The 14,723-nt window shown below is 31.0% G+C and carries 16 protein-coding genes; all 16 read right to left on the bottom strand.

Annotation, left to right across the window (positions count from 1 at the left end; translation table 11 throughout):
• Positions 1 to 6: 6 nt before the first annotated feature.
• The 16 genes from M915_RS00465 to M915_RS07520 all read right to left on the bottom strand — a co-directional run bounded on the left by M915_RS00465 (position 7) and on the right by M915_RS07520 (position 14,344).
• The gene (locus M915_RS00465) at positions 7 to 1,284 is read right to left on the bottom strand and encodes an ABC transporter permease (RefSeq protein WP_036728358.1); all 1,278 of its coding nucleotides are present in this window, start codon (positions 1,282 to 1,284) and stop codon (positions 7 to 9) included.
• 26 nt (positions 1,285 to 1,310) lie between these two features.
• Positions 1,311 to 2,207, bottom strand: coding sequence for a 4Fe-4S binding protein (locus tag M915_RS00460; RefSeq protein WP_009222451.1), 897 nt, complete (start codon positions 2,205 to 2,207; stop codon positions 1,311 to 1,313).
• The gene (locus M915_RS07540) at positions 2,194 to 2,346 is read right to left on the bottom strand and encodes a CD1871A family CXXC motif-containing protein (protein WP_009222452.1); all 153 of its coding nucleotides are present in this window, start codon (positions 2,344 to 2,346) and stop codon (positions 2,194 to 2,196) included. Before M915_RS07540 ends, M915_RS00460 begins: the two co-directional genes overlap by 14 nt.
• 26 nt (positions 2,347 to 2,372) lie before the next feature.
• Positions 2,373 to 3,530 carry a TlpA family protein disulfide reductase gene (locus M915_RS00450; RefSeq protein WP_036728352.1) on the bottom strand — a complete coding sequence of 386 codons (1,158 nt, stop codon included), beginning with the start codon at positions 3,528 to 3,530 and terminating at the stop codon, positions 2,373 to 2,375.
• Positions 3,531 to 4,158: 628 nt separating this feature from the next.
• Positions 4,159 to 5,787 (bottom strand): hypothetical protein, encoded by a 1,629-nt coding sequence (locus M915_RS00445; protein ID WP_036728350.1) that lies wholly within the window; start codon positions 5,785 to 5,787, stop codon positions 4,159 to 4,161.
• A gap of 17 nt (positions 5,788 to 5,804) precedes the next feature.
• The gene (cmr6, locus tag M915_RS00440) at positions 5,805 to 6,641 is read right to left on the bottom strand and encodes a type III-B CRISPR module RAMP protein Cmr6 (protein ID WP_200860570.1); all 837 of its coding nucleotides are present in this window, start codon (positions 6,639 to 6,641) and stop codon (positions 5,805 to 5,807) included.
• A gap of 41 nt (positions 6,642 to 6,682) precedes the next feature.
• Complete coding sequence (locus M915_RS00435; protein ID WP_036728346.1) at positions 6,683 to 7,141, bottom strand: type III-B CRISPR module-associated protein Cmr5; 459 nt, start codon at positions 7,139 to 7,141, stop codon at positions 6,683 to 6,685.
• Positions 7,131 to 8,009 (bottom strand): type III-B CRISPR module RAMP protein Cmr4, encoded by an 879-nt coding sequence (gene cmr4, locus M915_RS00430; RefSeq protein WP_036728343.1) that lies wholly within the window; start codon positions 8,007 to 8,009, stop codon positions 7,131 to 7,133. Before cmr4 ends, M915_RS00435 begins: the two co-directional genes overlap by 11 nt.
• Positions 8,006 to 9,211: a type III-B CRISPR module-associated Cmr3 family protein gene (locus tag M915_RS00425; RefSeq protein WP_036728341.1), complete on the bottom strand. Its 1,206-nt coding sequence runs from the start codon at positions 9,209 to 9,211 to the stop codon at positions 8,006 to 8,008. Before M915_RS00425 ends, cmr4 begins: the two co-directional genes overlap by 4 nt.
• Positions 9,212 to 10,849: a type III-B CRISPR-associated protein Cas10/Cmr2 gene (gene cas10, locus M915_RS00420; RefSeq protein WP_036728338.1), complete on the bottom strand. Its 1,638-nt coding sequence runs from the start codon at positions 10,847 to 10,849 to the stop codon at positions 9,212 to 9,214.
• Between the two features lie 7 nt (positions 10,850 to 10,856).
• Positions 10,857 to 12,182, bottom strand: a complete 1,326-nt coding sequence (locus tag M915_RS00415) for a hypothetical protein (protein WP_036728335.1) — start codon at positions 12,180 to 12,182, stop codon at positions 10,857 to 10,859.
• 316 nt (positions 12,183 to 12,498) lie between these two features.
• Positions 12,499 to 12,906 carry a hypothetical protein gene (locus tag M915_RS07560; RefSeq protein WP_235043743.1) on the bottom strand — a complete coding sequence of 136 codons (408 nt, stop codon included), beginning with the start codon at positions 12,904 to 12,906 and terminating at the stop codon, positions 12,499 to 12,501.
• Positions 12,907 to 13,190: 284 nt separating this feature from the next.
• Complete coding sequence (locus M915_RS07535; RefSeq protein ID WP_268743998.1) at positions 13,191 to 13,541, bottom strand: Fic family protein; 351 nt, start codon at positions 13,539 to 13,541, stop codon at positions 13,191 to 13,193.
• Between the two features lie 131 nt (positions 13,542 to 13,672).
• A complete protein-coding gene (locus M915_RS07530; protein ID WP_200860569.1) occupies positions 13,673 to 13,912 on the bottom strand; it encodes a hypothetical protein in 240 nt (79 codons plus the stop codon).
• The gene (locus M915_RS07525; protein WP_200860568.1) at positions 13,899 to 14,183 is read right to left on the bottom strand and encodes a hypothetical protein; all 285 of its coding nucleotides are present in this window, start codon (positions 14,181 to 14,183) and stop codon (positions 13,899 to 13,901) included. The genes M915_RS07530 and M915_RS07525 overlap by 14 nt, the downstream gene beginning before the upstream one ends.
• Before the next feature lie 23 nt (positions 14,184 to 14,206).
• Positions 14,207 to 14,344, bottom strand: a complete 138-nt coding sequence (locus M915_RS07520) for a hypothetical protein (protein ID WP_200860567.1) — start codon at positions 14,342 to 14,344, stop codon at positions 14,207 to 14,209.
• Between the last annotated feature and the right edge of the window lie 379 nt (positions 14,345 to 14,723).

The following is a 14,723-nucleotide window of genomic DNA, read 5'->3' as shown; positions in this document are numbered from 1 at the left end:
GTTCTCCTAACTTATTTTTGATAATATTTCTTTCGGTTTCTTTATTAAAATCATTGCACAAGCAATAGTAACTGACACGACAATAATGCTGATTAAAACACCATAACTTTGTATAAAAGTAACGAAATTTACTATGCCATTTCCGTTTTTAAGCAAGTTATGAGTAAACGTTCCTGAACTGTCAGAATTTATAAATGCACCTATAATTTGGTGTAACAACAAATTTCCAAATAATAAAGATGCTACTATAGCCGGTATAGATATAAATATCAATTCAAAAATAAATTGAGTTACTATTTTAATTTTGCTTATTCCTATTGACAATAGTATTCCGATTTCATAAATTCTTTCTCTTAACCATAAAATTAATATTAATGAAAGAACAGTTACTCCACCTATCATAATAGAATATGTCATTATTTTGATAATATTCTTTATTCCACTCAGTGCTTCTAAAGACTCCTCAAATGCATTAGTATCTTTTTCAAGATTATACTTTGACCAATCAACTTTAAACTCTTTTATTTTATTTAAAGACTCTTTCATATATTCCGGGTCATCTGAAAATAGTGCAAGCTTATTTGCAATTTTATTGCCTTCTCCTCTATTCAATGCCGCTTGACTTGACTCATAATCAATAAAGACCATATTTTCACTGAAATCGGAAGATAACCCCGTATATCTTTCCTGTTTTTTCCCCGAAAAAATTCCAACAATTTCAAATTTATATTCTTTATTTGAACCCATGTTACTAATTTCAATTAATTCAAGACCAATTTTATCATTTAATTTCAAATTGTTCTTTTGGGCAAAATCTTCATGTACAAGAATCTTTCCTCTATCATTTTCTTCAATATTTCTTCCATTTTTAATTGTAAAAACTCCACTGGTAAATAAAACATTTCTCATTGTATTATTTGTAGCTTCTACAGATACAACGTTTTTGAATTCAATAGGTAAATTATCTCTTTCAATTTTTTGTTCACCCTCAACTACTTTGGCATTTGTAGGTTTTGCCAATCCATCATATTGAGGAACAATCTCGTCAATCTCTTTTATATTTTTTATTCCTTTAAATTGATCTACTTCAAAATACCCATTATCTTTTTTTGTTATTGATAAAGAGGAGTTCGAAGATTTATATAAAGATTTTTCCAAACTATTACTTGATTTCATTATGCTTAAACACGAATATAAGCATGACAAAACCATTGTTAAAATAATAAAAACTATAAATGTTCTATTCTTTTTTCTTAAAACATATGCAATAGCATTTTGAATCACTTTTTCACCGAACTCCCTTCTGTTTTTTAATTTTTAATTCCAAAACTAATTGCGTCTACAGGACAAGCATTTTTACATCTTGCGCATCTAATACACTCCATATGATTACAATTTTGAACCGGATCTATATTCATTTGACAAACTTTTTTACATCTACCGCAACTAATGCACTTATCTTTGTCCAATTTATACCTAAATACTGAAATTGAGTTGAAGAATGAGTAGATAGCACCAAGTGGGCATATATACTTACAGAAAGGTCTATATAGGATTATTGAAAGTATCACAGTTGCTATTAAAATTGTTCCTTTCCAAAAATATAAAAATCCTATAGCACCTCTCATAGTTTTATTCAGTAATACAAGTGGTAATCCACCTTCTAACATACCAACCGGACAGATAAGTTTACAAAAATATGGAGAACCCTGACCCAAAATATCAACTAAAAATAAAGGTAATATTATTACAAACACAAGTAAAATTACATATTTCAATTTTCTCAAATACTTATCAAACTTAAATGTTTCTATTTTTTTATAAAATGGAATCTTATGCAACAGATCTTGAATTAATCCAAATGGACATAACCATCCGCAAACAAATCTTCCTACCAATGCTCCTATAAAAAATAAAAAACCTACTATATAATAGCTGAATTTATATTCCGACTTTCCAATCACTGCCTGTAGCGAGCCTATAGGGCAAGCACCTTTTGCCCCCGGGCATGAATAACAATTCATACCCGGAACACAAATTTTTTTCAATTCTCCACCATAAATTTTACCTGTCTTAAATCCTTTAAAGTGAGAATTCGTTAGCAAAAACCAAAATGATTGAAAAAGATGTCTAAACCAATCCATTATCTTGTATCTATTTTTTTTTGTGCCAACATTTACAAATTTCTTTAACTTATCCAATTCCAATACACTCCATGCAAATTCTTATTGCTTTATCAAATACAACCTTAACCTCTCCGTTACTATGTCCATAGTAAATCATAGCCATACTAATAAACATAATTATTACGGGTAAAGCACGACCCCTTAAAAAATTTTTATACATACATCTCCCACCATTTAATCTTAATTTTATTTATTTTTTATATTTGCAAGTTCTTTTTCAATTACTTCTTTCCATTCTTTTGCACTTTTTGCTCCTGAATAAGTTTCACCTACAATTTCACCATTCTTATTAACAAAGAATGTTTCCGGTAAAGCTTGTATTCCATTTAATCTGCCATTAAAATTAGTTTTATCCGGCATTAAGAAAGAATATGGCGCTTTAGTTTTTTCTTGTATTATTTTTGCTTTTTCAAGTGCATCTTTGTTTTCACCATTATCATCAACAGTATCTGTAACAACTCCAACTATATTTACACCTTTATCTTTCATCTCTTTATAAACTTCAACTAAATCAGGAATTTCCTTAACACATGCTGTACACCAAGTTGCAAATACGTTAACCATAGTAATATCATAGTCTGCAAAATCTTTACTTGAAAATTCTTTTCCGTTAATATCTTTTGTTACCACATTGCTTAAATTACCGGATGACTCTTGATTAAATGCTTCTGTATTTTCTAAATCAGTTTTTTCCGATAAAACAAAACCATTTTCCGGACGTTCTTTTTTATCTATAATCTCAATCTCAGTTTTGTTAAATTCATCCAAAAGATTGCTTTCAGCTCCGCTATTTGTACTTAGATAGCAATCGTAATTTCCATCACTTGAAACTCCTATTTTAGTATGAGTATCACATTTTGTAATCTTAGATATTTCTTCTTCCGGTGTATTTTTTTCGAATATACCAATAGTTCCAACTCTTTCAAGTTCGTTTTGCCATTTTTCATATCCGTCGCCCATCTTTTCTATAACTGCATTTTTTTGTTCTTCTGTCATTTTATCAAATGTCAAAATAGCATACTTTAATTCTTTGTCTATAGGACTTTGATCATCCAACATTGCAATTTTTTTATCGGAAATATATTTTCTGGTTTCATCTGAAAGTTTAAATTTAAGTCCTAAATATTCATAAACATATTCTTCCTTTGCTTCCAATGTATAATCTGACGGTTTAAAAGTTTCAGTTTTGCCATTTGCATTAGTTGACATACCTGCCTGTTCAGAGCTTATAGCTTTATTATTTTCCGCCTTATTATTTTCACTACCTTTTTGACATCCAACAGCGCTTAGACTTAAACATAACGTAAGTAATACACATGCTCCTCTTAATACTTTCTTTTTCATAAATTTTCCTCCTTAAAATAGATTGATTTCCAATTAATATATCAGTTCACACATCAAATCGAACTGTTCATGGAATATATTACAAGACTTTTATGAAATGTTTATGAAATGAAAAAAATTTTTTTACAACTTATTTTTTATATTTATAAAACATAAATCAACCCTAATATTTTTATAATTAACTTATACGAGATTACGTTACAATATATTTCTATAAAAAAACAAGCTGAAAATCAGCTTGCTAAAAAATTACATTTTATATTGATTCTATTATTACTTGTTGCATTGCTCATTTCGCCCATCGCTTTTTTTACATTTACATTTCACTTTGATTCTATTATTACTGTCATTTGCGACGCTAATAGCGTATATTCTTAGCGAATTTACATTTCACCCTTGTGTCAAGTATTGGATACCTATTTTCTTTCAGAAATTGCTTGTATGAGGTCAAGATTTTTAATCTCACTTACATTACAATTATTTATAGTGAAATTTTTGAACTTTGAAACTTATACATCTGTTGTTCATAAAGTTTTTTGAAAGTTTTAAATCTTGCACTATCTTTGTCGAATAAACATTTTCTTTTAAGAAAATTTCTATAAAGCCTAGTTGATATCACCATGCAAGTTTATTTTTTCCATTTCACTGACTTCCAAAAACAAGAAAATATTAGAAATGTGGTCAGGAAAATCATTAGCAACTCACACTTTATCAATTTAAATTGACCACAGAATTTTATGCTAAAATCCCTCCCAAGTATAAAGTTCATTAGGTCTAAAAGTATGGATAAAATAGCAATACATCCGATAAATAGTCCAAATCGATTAAACTTATTACCATAATCCACATTATTTTTTTCATATAATATCTCTAAATTTTTTTCCAAGGCTTCCATTTCTTTCTTGATATACAATTGTTTTTGAATAAGCTCATATAGCTCTATTCCCTGCTCTTGTGAACTTACCTCAAAAAAATGTAATTGATTGCGATAATCAATATATTCAGATTGAAGTTTCCGAATCTTTTTATTATCCATATTACTCTGTATTTGTTTTTGAAAACGCAAAATAGATGCTCTTTGAACCAAAACTAAAATAGCAATTTCTACATATTGTGTTAAAAAAGGCCAAGTAATAATAGTGTCCAAGAATTCACCTTCTCCTGTAATTGCAACAAAAGAAGTATGAGAAGCTCCATAAATTGTACCAATTTCTGTCCAACGATGATATAATGAATTGTTTAAAATATTTTTTCTAAAACTGAATGTAGCTGCTGTGCAGCTATTATCTTTATCAATATAAATATATTCATATAAGTATTTAGATAACTTTTTGAATTGTGCATCATCATCTTTTTGTGCGATATAATCCCGTGAATACACTCTGGCAAGTCTATCATCTTGAATTAAACAACAAGTGAACATTCTATCATCTAAAGATGGCTTAAAATCATGATGCAACCGCTGTTCCTTTTTAAGGATTATATTTTTCAAAAAATCCAGCATGTAAGTTTTTTCTTTTGGTGATTTTTCGTTCAGAAAGCATTCATTTTTTTCACCAAAATTGTATTCTTTTTCATCCGAATGTAAAAAATCCCATATTAATATTTGAGCAGATGCAATGTTTTTGTTTTCCAGTGCAATATATGGCAAACTAATATGTCTTCCAAGTTCATTAATATCTTTAACGCTTTTGAAATTTCTATATAAATCATTACATAATTCTAAAATTAAAATTCCGATTCCTGTATTAAAAAGTTTAAGACGAACGTTTGACACCTTTAAAACATATTCATTATTATCATTGGTGTTTTTATTTTCATTGGTACTTTCATCATTAATGTTTAAGTTTTCTTTTATCTTTTTACAAAACTTTTTAATTATGACACGCTTGGTGTTTTTTTCATCAAATTGAAACACATATTCTGATACTATTCCACTTTTTCCATCATCATGAATCGCCTTTTTTACATTGTTATGGAAATACTGTTCTTGATTATACTCTACCAATCGTACTACAGACTCAATTAGATTATTATTTTTTTTCTTACTGTCATCTTTTTTTATTCCGTTTGTTGAGATGACAGAATCGAATGCCGAAAGATGGTCTCCTGACAACCGTTTCCAATACTCCTGATTCAAAACATTTTCTATCTCTTCTTTACTGCATAGAGTTTCGTTGTCGCTTTTTAGAATTTCAAAAGGAAGCAAAAAAGTATGATAGCTATAGACTCTTTCATTTTTATCTTTGATTTCCATTATTCTTCCCCTTTTTATTAAACTTCTTTCAAACTTCCATATCCGGTATTCGTTTTTGCACCAATACCCAAATCTAAAATTAAACCCTTATAAAGTTCAAATCTTTGTTCCCGATTCATTTTTGCAATTATCTTTTCTCTTAACAAAAAATGGAATTCAAGTTTTACTTCCGGTTTAATTGCCAATATTCGAATTGGTATCGGATTTTTAAACATATATGGATGCGGTGTTATATAATCCGATTTTAAAATCTTATCATTTGATCCATCAATAATAATGGCATCCAAAAACACATCTCTCTCCAATACATCAGTATTATTCTTGATTTTGTCATTGTCTACATCATCATTCCCATCTCCAAATATTTCATATATCATTTCTTTAAATAGTCTGTCATCAGTCAAAATGCCTATATTATCCTCAAGCCACTGACAAACATCTGTTTTATACTTCTCAATGGAAGCTCTCAACATCCCCTTAATTGAAGATCCCGGAATATAAGGTAAGCCTGTTACATAGTCAAAACTAAAACCCATTTTAAACGCACTGTCTTGCCCTTCCTCATCCGATTCCTGTTTCAAACTCGACATTACAGGATTTGACATGCCAACCAACAACCCCGGATAACTCACACAAGCTTGAAAATAGCCTATATCAAGCTTGGAAGTTTCCCTTTTTGCCAATTTTTGCAATTCTTTTTGTCGACTTTTAATCATTTCCTTTGTCTTATCGTCCAATGTAAAATCAACGATTCTTTTTACATCCTCTTTGACCTTCTCTGTTTGCATATAATAATCCTGTGTTTGAAACGCATACCCCAAATTTGCAATCTTATTTTTTTCTGAATTATTCATTTTCTCCTCTATTTCTTGCAGCTCATTTCTCCGATCCCCATTCATCTTCCATTCTCACCTTCATTTTCTTTTTCTTTTGGAAAAAAATTAATTGCTAATTTCACCGCTATTGCTGCATTTAAAATATCTTGCTGAAGCTGCCCATAATCCAGTAAGGAACCTACATCTCTTATTTGACTATGAGTTTGTTCGTATTTTTTCTTAACATAGGATAGTAAAACTGCCTTAGAATTGTTAGCGTCATTTCCACTTGCACTTTCTCCCGTAATTATTTCGTAAATTACATTCATTAGCTCCTGACGCTCAACAGCGGATTGTTTCTTTTCACTAAAAAATGCGACGGCAGATAGTAAACTTCCTGTGGACACTGCAACTGAAAAGGTAGCAATTTGACCTGCAAATCCACTTTTAATTTCTCCATTTATCACTATTTTTTTATTTTTGGAAAGACTATTAATCGCCTTAGGAATGTATTCATCAATTTTTCTCTTATTCTCCATCATTCTCCTCCCACTCTCTATTCATTGGAGTAATAGTGCAATAACCATAGCCAACAGAATTATTTCCGCCAAAAGCAATCGGTTGTTTACTAATCTCTTGAATAAAATTTGAAAAAACTTCCGCCTCTTCTTTTTCCCACAACACAGGAAAATAAAAATAACTTTGATGAGGAACAAATTCTTCATACCATAAGTTGGTGCTTTTTCCATCTTTTAAATAATTTCTGGCAATAATCGGCAAATCGATCATTCGAAAAAAATCCGTTCTCATAATAACAACCGGAACACCCTCGCTAATTTCCAGCAAAATTTTATATAGGTTATTCTCTTTGCTTTGTATTTCTTTTACATCATATCCTTCAACTTCCATGATGGCATGGTCATCTTTGTTTACAATTCCCGCTACGACTTGCTCTTTCTTTTCGTTCAGTTCCTTTTTTATTTCATTAAGAGCTTTTTCGAAATCTTCAGCACTTTTTGCAGATTGGAGATTTAATTTAATTTGAAAGGAGTCAATGGTATCTATCATTACTTGAAGTAACTCAGGTGTTGTCACCAAACAATAGGCACGATCTCCTTTTGATACCCTCATCGATCTAAACAGCAGTTGCCCACTTACAAATTTGCAGTTTCCTTTTCTATTTTCATTTTCTTCTTCAGCATCGGATCCAAAAATAGTAACAGTTCCCGTAGTCCCATTTGCTCTCCAAAAGTCTCGCAAAGCCCCTTTTATACCTGAAGAGGGCATAATCGGCGTTGCTAAAACAGCATCCTTCTCCACCTCGCTTTTTATGTCTCCATAAATATTTCCACTTGTGCCAATATGCAGATTAGTAATGCACTTTGCTTTTAATAATGCGACTTTCATATTTCTCCTCCTAAATAATAATGATTGTATCCTATTTGCTGTAACCCATTTTTTTGAAATTCTTTTATAATTTCATTCACACGCTTCGTAATTAAGACACTTCCTGAATCCATCATACGATATAAAGTTTTTGTCTTTCTCCACGCATCATCAATATTGCCACCATTCATCGGGCGATTGACCACTGTATCTAATGAAGCAAACTCACTTTTCATCAAAATGTCTTGTGGATTGCTTACATAGCACGGAGATATACAATACAAAATATTTTCTTTCTTTACATGATTTTCAAAAATTTGGTCCACATTTAAAATCAATCCATTTTTTAATCTTTTTTTCTCTATTTCTTTTATTTTTAATGTTCTTACAGAAAATAGAGAACCTCCCAAACCCATTCCGACAACTCGGTTCATTCGTTTTGTTACTTCCTCTTCCTCTCCATTTTCTATCTCTACATAGACTCCAAACGAGTATTCCACTTCACCTGATTCTTGTTTCAATCGGACATATTCTTTTTTGAATAAAGAGCTCATAGGGTCTTGAGGATTGGTCAAATCCATCATATCCTTCGATTTGGCCGCTTTTCTATTAATTTTTAATCCTGTTTTTAAAACATATTCAAATGGAGATTCTATAACTGACAACTCATTTTGTAACAGCTCTCCGGCATCGGAAATTCCTGCATCAATACTGATAAATCCAATTCCCAACCCCTCTTTCACATTATACTTTTGAGGCATCATTTTTTCCCCATTTGAAGTCACTACCGATTCTTCCCCTTCATCAAAAATGGAAGTGTAGCTCTTATCTATCTCCGACTGCTTTTTTGCGTCTTTAGGAAGTGTTACATAAACTCGATTCACTTTATCCTCTACATCATATCTATGAAGAAAAACTCCGCTCATACCCTTTATGATTCCAAAATTCTGAACTTCACTGTTAGAATCGATGGCTGATTCGATAGAAAATCCTTTTTTCCCAACAGTCTTATTATTCAGTTCCTTTTCTTCCTGCGAATATGATCCTTTGTCTTTTAGACATAATAAATTTAAATATCGAATAATTCCGAATACAGTCGTTTGACTCGGAAAAAATCTGGAAGTAATAAAATATTCCGCATTGCTTACTCCTTCACGAAAAGAACCGTCTTCTCCAAAAAAGTATTCTTCCAGTGGATGAAATAAAACTTTATATATCGCCATTTATTTTATCTCCTTTTCATTATAAAACTTCAATAACCCTATAACTGTCTCTATTTCCTGTAAACTATCCAAAGCTGCTTGCCGTTTTGTTTTTTCTGTTTTATCTTGAATCAAAGATAATTTCATGTAAAAAATTTCTTCCAACAAATCAACTATCCTTTCAATATAATTTGCTTCTTCGCTTTTCTCCTCTGTCTTAGTCTCATCAAAAATTCCGGGGTATTCTTCAAAAAGATTTTTAAAAACTTCATTTAGATAGCTTTCCTTTTTCTTACCATCCTTTAGCATGGCAATCAAAAAAACATTTCGATAATCTTGTAACTTCGTACCAACCGACCTTAAAAAATCTTTCGAATTATTTAATTGCCCATTTTGTTTTCCATATTCTTCCAACAAGTCTAAAAATATAGTATAAATTTTATTATTTTCACCGTTATTGAAAAAATTTATAAATTGAATTCCATGTTGTTTTCCCGAATGTTTTTCAAAATGAACACTAATTGTATTTTTGGTTTTGATTTTTTTAGATTTATCCAATTGATCTAAAACGCCGATTAGTGCTTCCTTCAAAGGGTATTTATAATAGCAAATCATAACGCCTGCTGAAAATCCCATCTTTTTTTCCTGTCCTTCTTCCTTGAAAGAAAAACCGCCGAAACAATTTATAAATTCATCATTTAAAGTAGATAGTAAATGAAAAATTGTTTCTCCATGATTTTTTACCGGAGCAATGAATAGGAGGTCATCGCCTCCTGCATAAATCATCTTTCCACCATATTTCCCCACTTTTTCAAAGGCTCTTCTTGCATAATCGAAACATTTTTCTGAAAAGCCTTTGATTTCTTCTATTACTTGATTTCCTCCAATATTTTCCATACTTTTTAAAACTCCCCCCAAATTATCTCCATCAGCTTTTACCAACGCAAAATAATTTTTGGTTTGAGTATTTACATCAATTTTATCTCCGCCAACTCCTGCTATATCATCAATTGTGATGATGTTCCCCTCTTCAAGAAAATGCCATTGTATTTTTTCTATTTTTTGAGTGAATTTTTTTATATTTTGATTTCTATTTTCCGACTTCTTCTGCTCCAAACTATCTCTATTTTCTAAAAAATCCAATAAATAATTTTTATCTTCTTTCGGAATATAGCTTTGTCCCAATTCCAAAATATCCAAATTCGGACTTAGAGCTAATATCGGATTTTTCCCCTCTTCTACCTTTTGTTCAATTACATGAACTTGCAAATAATCTTCTATGAATTTCTTCGCTCTTTCAATATCCTCATCTCCCGTTAAGCAAATTGTTAAAATTTCCTTTGCTAAATCTTCCTTACACTTTTTTATACATTGATCGACTTTGCTTAATGGAATAGAATGATCTGTCTGAAAAATAATTCTGTCATGAAACAACCCTGCCCAAGGACAATCCTTGATAATATTTTCTACCTTTCCGGTATTAACCGGTACTATAAAAAAATCATCCGGAATTTTAAGTTCTTGTTTAATCTGTTTGATTAAGTTCTTTGCATAATACGAAAAAATATAACTTGCCCCCCACAAACCTGCAGGAGTCGTTGTCAACATCAAGGTTTTTACAATCGGTCCGATTGTTATTCCAATAAATTTCTTATTCATATCTCACCTATCCTATTTCTATGTCGGAAATTACACTATATTGCCATTTTCTACTTCTTTTTTTTATTATCTTACTCTCAAACTCTTTTATTCCGTTTTCTATTACACCATTTATTTTGAATAATTGATAAATGCTATATTGCTCTTCATTTGGTATTTGTAAATTGATTTTTGAAGATAATCCCTTCTTGACTTCATTTAAAGAAAAAACAGCTGAATGTATTTTATCACACTTTTTCCGAAATTCTTCAATTTTACCATAGTCTACAAGAATAATGATTTCTTCATATGAAATTGGAAGATATTTAATCGGTGATGGAAATCTCTCTACTCCTTTTATTTTGATATTAAATCTCGCTGTAAATTTTGGCCGGTCTCCTTTTTTTACATTTCTGAACTCGTAAAATGGAGCCAATCCTAAAAGCCCTCTTACATAGTACAATTCTTGATTATTCAAATCCTCTTGTTTTAAGAATAATTTTAGTGATTTTTTTTCAAAAAGTACTCCTTCTTGCTTTTTATATTTTTTTAGCATAAATGATGGGATATATATATTATGGTTAGAATTGTGCTTATACTTATGGCCAAAATTCAAACCGGATTTTAATATTTGATTAAAAAATTTAATATCCTCCAATAAATTTTGAATTTTTTTAGATCTTGAATCGCCTTTATTTTCAATTTGTAATTGATAAACTCCCACACCTTTTTCTTTATCTTTTTCTTTTAATTGTTCTATATATTTGTTTTCCAAACTTTGATACTTTTGTATATCTTCTAATATTCTTTCCTTTGTATTTCCCTTCAGTTTGAAATATCCATATCCTTTATTATTTCTCAATCCAAAGCCGTTGACAGCTAAAAAAACGGGAAACAACTCTTGTATTTGATTTCTTAAATCTTGATGTGGCGAGAGAAATGAAACCTTAATTTCATTGTAAAAAGAAAATTTATTATCTTCTAATTTCCCGTAAAATGAGCCATAAAATGAATTTTTATCAGCCTTTTTCATCTTCGGCTTATAAAATGTCATATCATGGTTTTTACAGCCGTTGTTAAAGATTTTAACCTTGTAATCAAACGAAACTCTCTTTTTTTCATCTAAAGCATTGTTTTCAATTTCTTCCTCATTTTGCTTTAAAACACAGTTTTCTATTTCTGTTTTTTCTTTTTCTGTCTTCAAGTCATACCAATATTTTTTTAAAAAAACATCAAACCGCGGTTTCAAGTCACTTGCTCGTATTCCTGCTGATTTCTCTTCTCCTTGAAAATGAATCATAGGTGTTACCTGCTCCAAACAAAACTCCACTATTGATTTCTTTACAATATTCATCTTTTCTCATGTGTTAAATATATTTATAACACAATTCCTCCTTTCTTTTAGAGCATAGATAATTTATTTGACGAATATACCCTGACTTTCTTAATAACTTATCACTCTCATTCTGAGTTCCATATTTATATTTCCGTTCGGTTCTATTATAAGAACGATTTTATCGCTCTTGTACACAATTTACATTTCAGTTTGATTCAATTAATACCAACTCTAGAAATTATAACCCGAGAGACAAAAACACATCTACATTTCACCCTTATGTCAAGTATTGGATACATATTTTTTCAAATTTCCAATCTGATTTAGTTCTATTTTAACTGCAACACCGGATTTTTGGAATGTTATCTTTCCTAAACGAATATTCTTGGCAGAAATCTTGATATTCAAGGCTGTGCAGTCCTTTGCCGATGTTGTCGCTGAATATAATGACCTCTACCAATAAAGGAACATCTTTCAATAAAACCAAGGTTTTCACTCCGATGTAGTTATCGACGATATAAATACTCTTTTTCGCTATGCTGTAAATGTCCTTATAAGCAAGATTTGCTTCGATCGGTTGTCCGTTCAAGAGTAAAAATCCATATTTGAGTTGTGGATTGATGAGGTCAAGAATCAGGTTGGACAATTCGGATTTATGCACCACATTATTCAGGATGTCCTCCACTTCCGCCACCTGATCTTCCACATCTCTTAAATCTCGTCTTAAATCCTGCATTTCCACGACATTACTCGTAATCTGCATCGAAAGCTACAAAAACTCTCTCCTGCCAATCAACCCTTGATTTTCTATAATGTAGTCTTTCATTTGCTTAAAAGTACGAACTAAAGCTCTGCTTTGCCTTACTGCAAGATCTCCTTTTAATAAGGTAAGTATCTTCTATCCGGAACCTGTTTCCGATTTTGAGGTCAAAAAATTTGACCTCAAAAATTCCCATTCCTCTTTTGTGAGGGGAACAAATCCGCTATTATAATACAAAATAAGTTCCCCAATAATGCCTTCTATAGTTACATTTTCTTCCAACAATTCTTTTTCATAAAATTAGAAATTATAGATATATTCTCTCCTTCATAATACCTTACAAGTAAACTTTTGAATTCTGGCACTTCTTTTTCAGGAATAACTAAAATGCCTCCTCCATGAGATATTAAATAGTGATTCGCAAAAATAATAGATGTCCTTTTATTACCGTCAAGGAAAATTTGAATCTTCATACAATAAAGGCATAATTTGATTGCAACATCAATTACATCGCCATTTTCTTCCGTAAGCTCTCGTATTCTGTCTTTCACATCACCTTCATTTGGTAACGGTGGTACATAAGAGGAACCTCCGATGGTTACGGGAACACCTCGAATACGACCTCCTTCTGAAAAAATCCTTCATTCACAAGCCTTGCAATATGGCTAAGCATATAATAGTCCGATGTGCTTGCTATTACATCCTTGTCCAAAATAAATTTCCATGCATGTTTCAGATTTAAGATTTTCTATACATCCGTTGCTGTCATGCCGGAAACTTTTCCATTATCTATGATTTCTTCTGTTTGTGGAAAAGATGTAGCCACCCCCTCCAGTACAGCCTGTTCATAAATATTCACCTTCATATTTGCTCTTGCGAAGGAAATATTATTCATAACATCAACAGATAATTGATCTTCTGAGTATCCTGTATCAACAAGTTTCTTTTCTATGCGTCTAAGTTCTTTCCTTATTTCACATAATTTCACATATTTCTCTAGCGTTACGAAGTAGTAAATTATAGAGTTCTTCGGTGTATATTCCTACATATGTTGATGTCAATTTACCGGCTACACGCTTTCTAACGTATAAATATTTCCCATCGCCACGTTCTTTCATTTCAGGTGTACCGTCATAGGGCATCAAATTCAATCTAGCATGGAGATCAGCACGACTTCTAAGTAATTCTTGTATTTCGTTATATTTTATATTCATTATTTTTACTCCTTCGGGGAACATTTTTTGATAAAATTGTACCATTTTATTCCCCAAATCTCAATGCTTTATGGGAAACAAACATTATTTATATTCATCATATTTGTTCCCCAGTTGATTGCTAAAATTCTATTTTTCTTTCGTTCCAATGCAAATTTTATATCCTTTGTTCTCTCAAAATATCCAATATCTTTATGATAACTCATTCCACATTTACAATGTAATAAACCTATAAACTGCTGCTCCTATCATCCGGTATTCCGTAAGGACTTAGTAGAAATTGAAAACAAGAATATTTTAATTATCCATGTCATTTCATTCTTACCTTACCACCGAAAAGGCGAATATATCGGCTTGAAATATTTTTACATCTCATAAAATCCTCCTTTTAGACCTGATTATTTGATTTTCACGATTTCTAAAATAAGGATACAGTGCTGAAAGCTCCTATTTATCTGGTTTTTCTCTCTGTATCTCTCTCAGACCACAAGCCCACTTTGATTCTATTATTACTATAAAATAGAACACATCAGGTCTATTCTTTTCTGTATTTACATTTCATTTTGATTCTATTATCACTAAAGG

The organism is Peptoniphilus mikwangii, from assembly GCF_000468535.1.
Classification (GTDB): Bacteria; Bacillota; Clostridia; order Tissierellales; family Peptoniphilaceae; genus Anaerosphaera; species Anaerosphaera mikwangii.
Note: the sequence above shows the minus strand (reverse complement) of the source record. Positions and strands in the feature narration are given on the sequence as shown.

Excerpts from the sequence above, each read along its gene's own strand:
- M915_RS07540 (WP_009222452.1), bottom strand. The coding sequence starts at position 2,346 with ATGTATAAAAATTTTTTAAGGGGTCGTGCTTTACCCGTAATAATTATG.
- M915_RS00450 (WP_036728352.1), bottom strand. The coding sequence starts at position 3,530 with ATGAAAAAGAAAGTATTAAGAGGAGCATGTGTATTACTTACGTTATGT.
- M915_RS00445 (WP_036728350.1), bottom strand. The coding sequence starts at position 5,787 with ATGGAAATCAAAGATAAAAATGAAAGAGTCTATAGCTATCATACTTTT.
- cmr6 (WP_200860570.1), bottom strand. The coding sequence starts at position 6,641 with ATGAATAATTCAGAAAAAAATAAGATTGCAAATTTGGGGTATGCGTTT.
- M915_RS00435 (WP_036728346.1), bottom strand. The coding sequence starts at position 7,141 with ATGGAGAATAAGAGAAAAATTGATGAATACATTCCTAAGGCGATTAAT.
- cmr4 (WP_036728343.1), bottom strand. The coding sequence starts at position 8,009 with ATGAAAGTCGCATTATTAAAAGCAAAGTGCATTACTAATCTGCATATT.
- M915_RS00425 (WP_036728341.1), bottom strand. The coding sequence starts at position 9,211 with ATGGCGATATATAAAGTTTTATTTCATCCACTGGAAGAATACTTTTTT.
- cas10 (WP_036728338.1), bottom strand. The coding sequence starts at position 10,849 with ATGAATAAGAAATTTATTGGAATAACAATCGGACCGATTGTAAAAACC.
- M915_RS00415 (WP_036728335.1), bottom strand. The coding sequence starts at position 12,182 with ATGAATATTGTAAAGAAATCAATAGTGGAGTTTTGTTTGGAGCAGGTA.
- M915_RS07525 (WP_200860568.1), bottom strand. The coding sequence starts at position 14,183 with ATGGTACAATTTTATCAAAAAATGTTCCCCGAAGGAGTAAAAATAATG.
- M915_RS07520 (WP_200860567.1), bottom strand. The coding sequence starts at position 14,344 with ATGAGTTATCATAAAGATATTGGATATTTTGAGAGAACAAAGGATATA.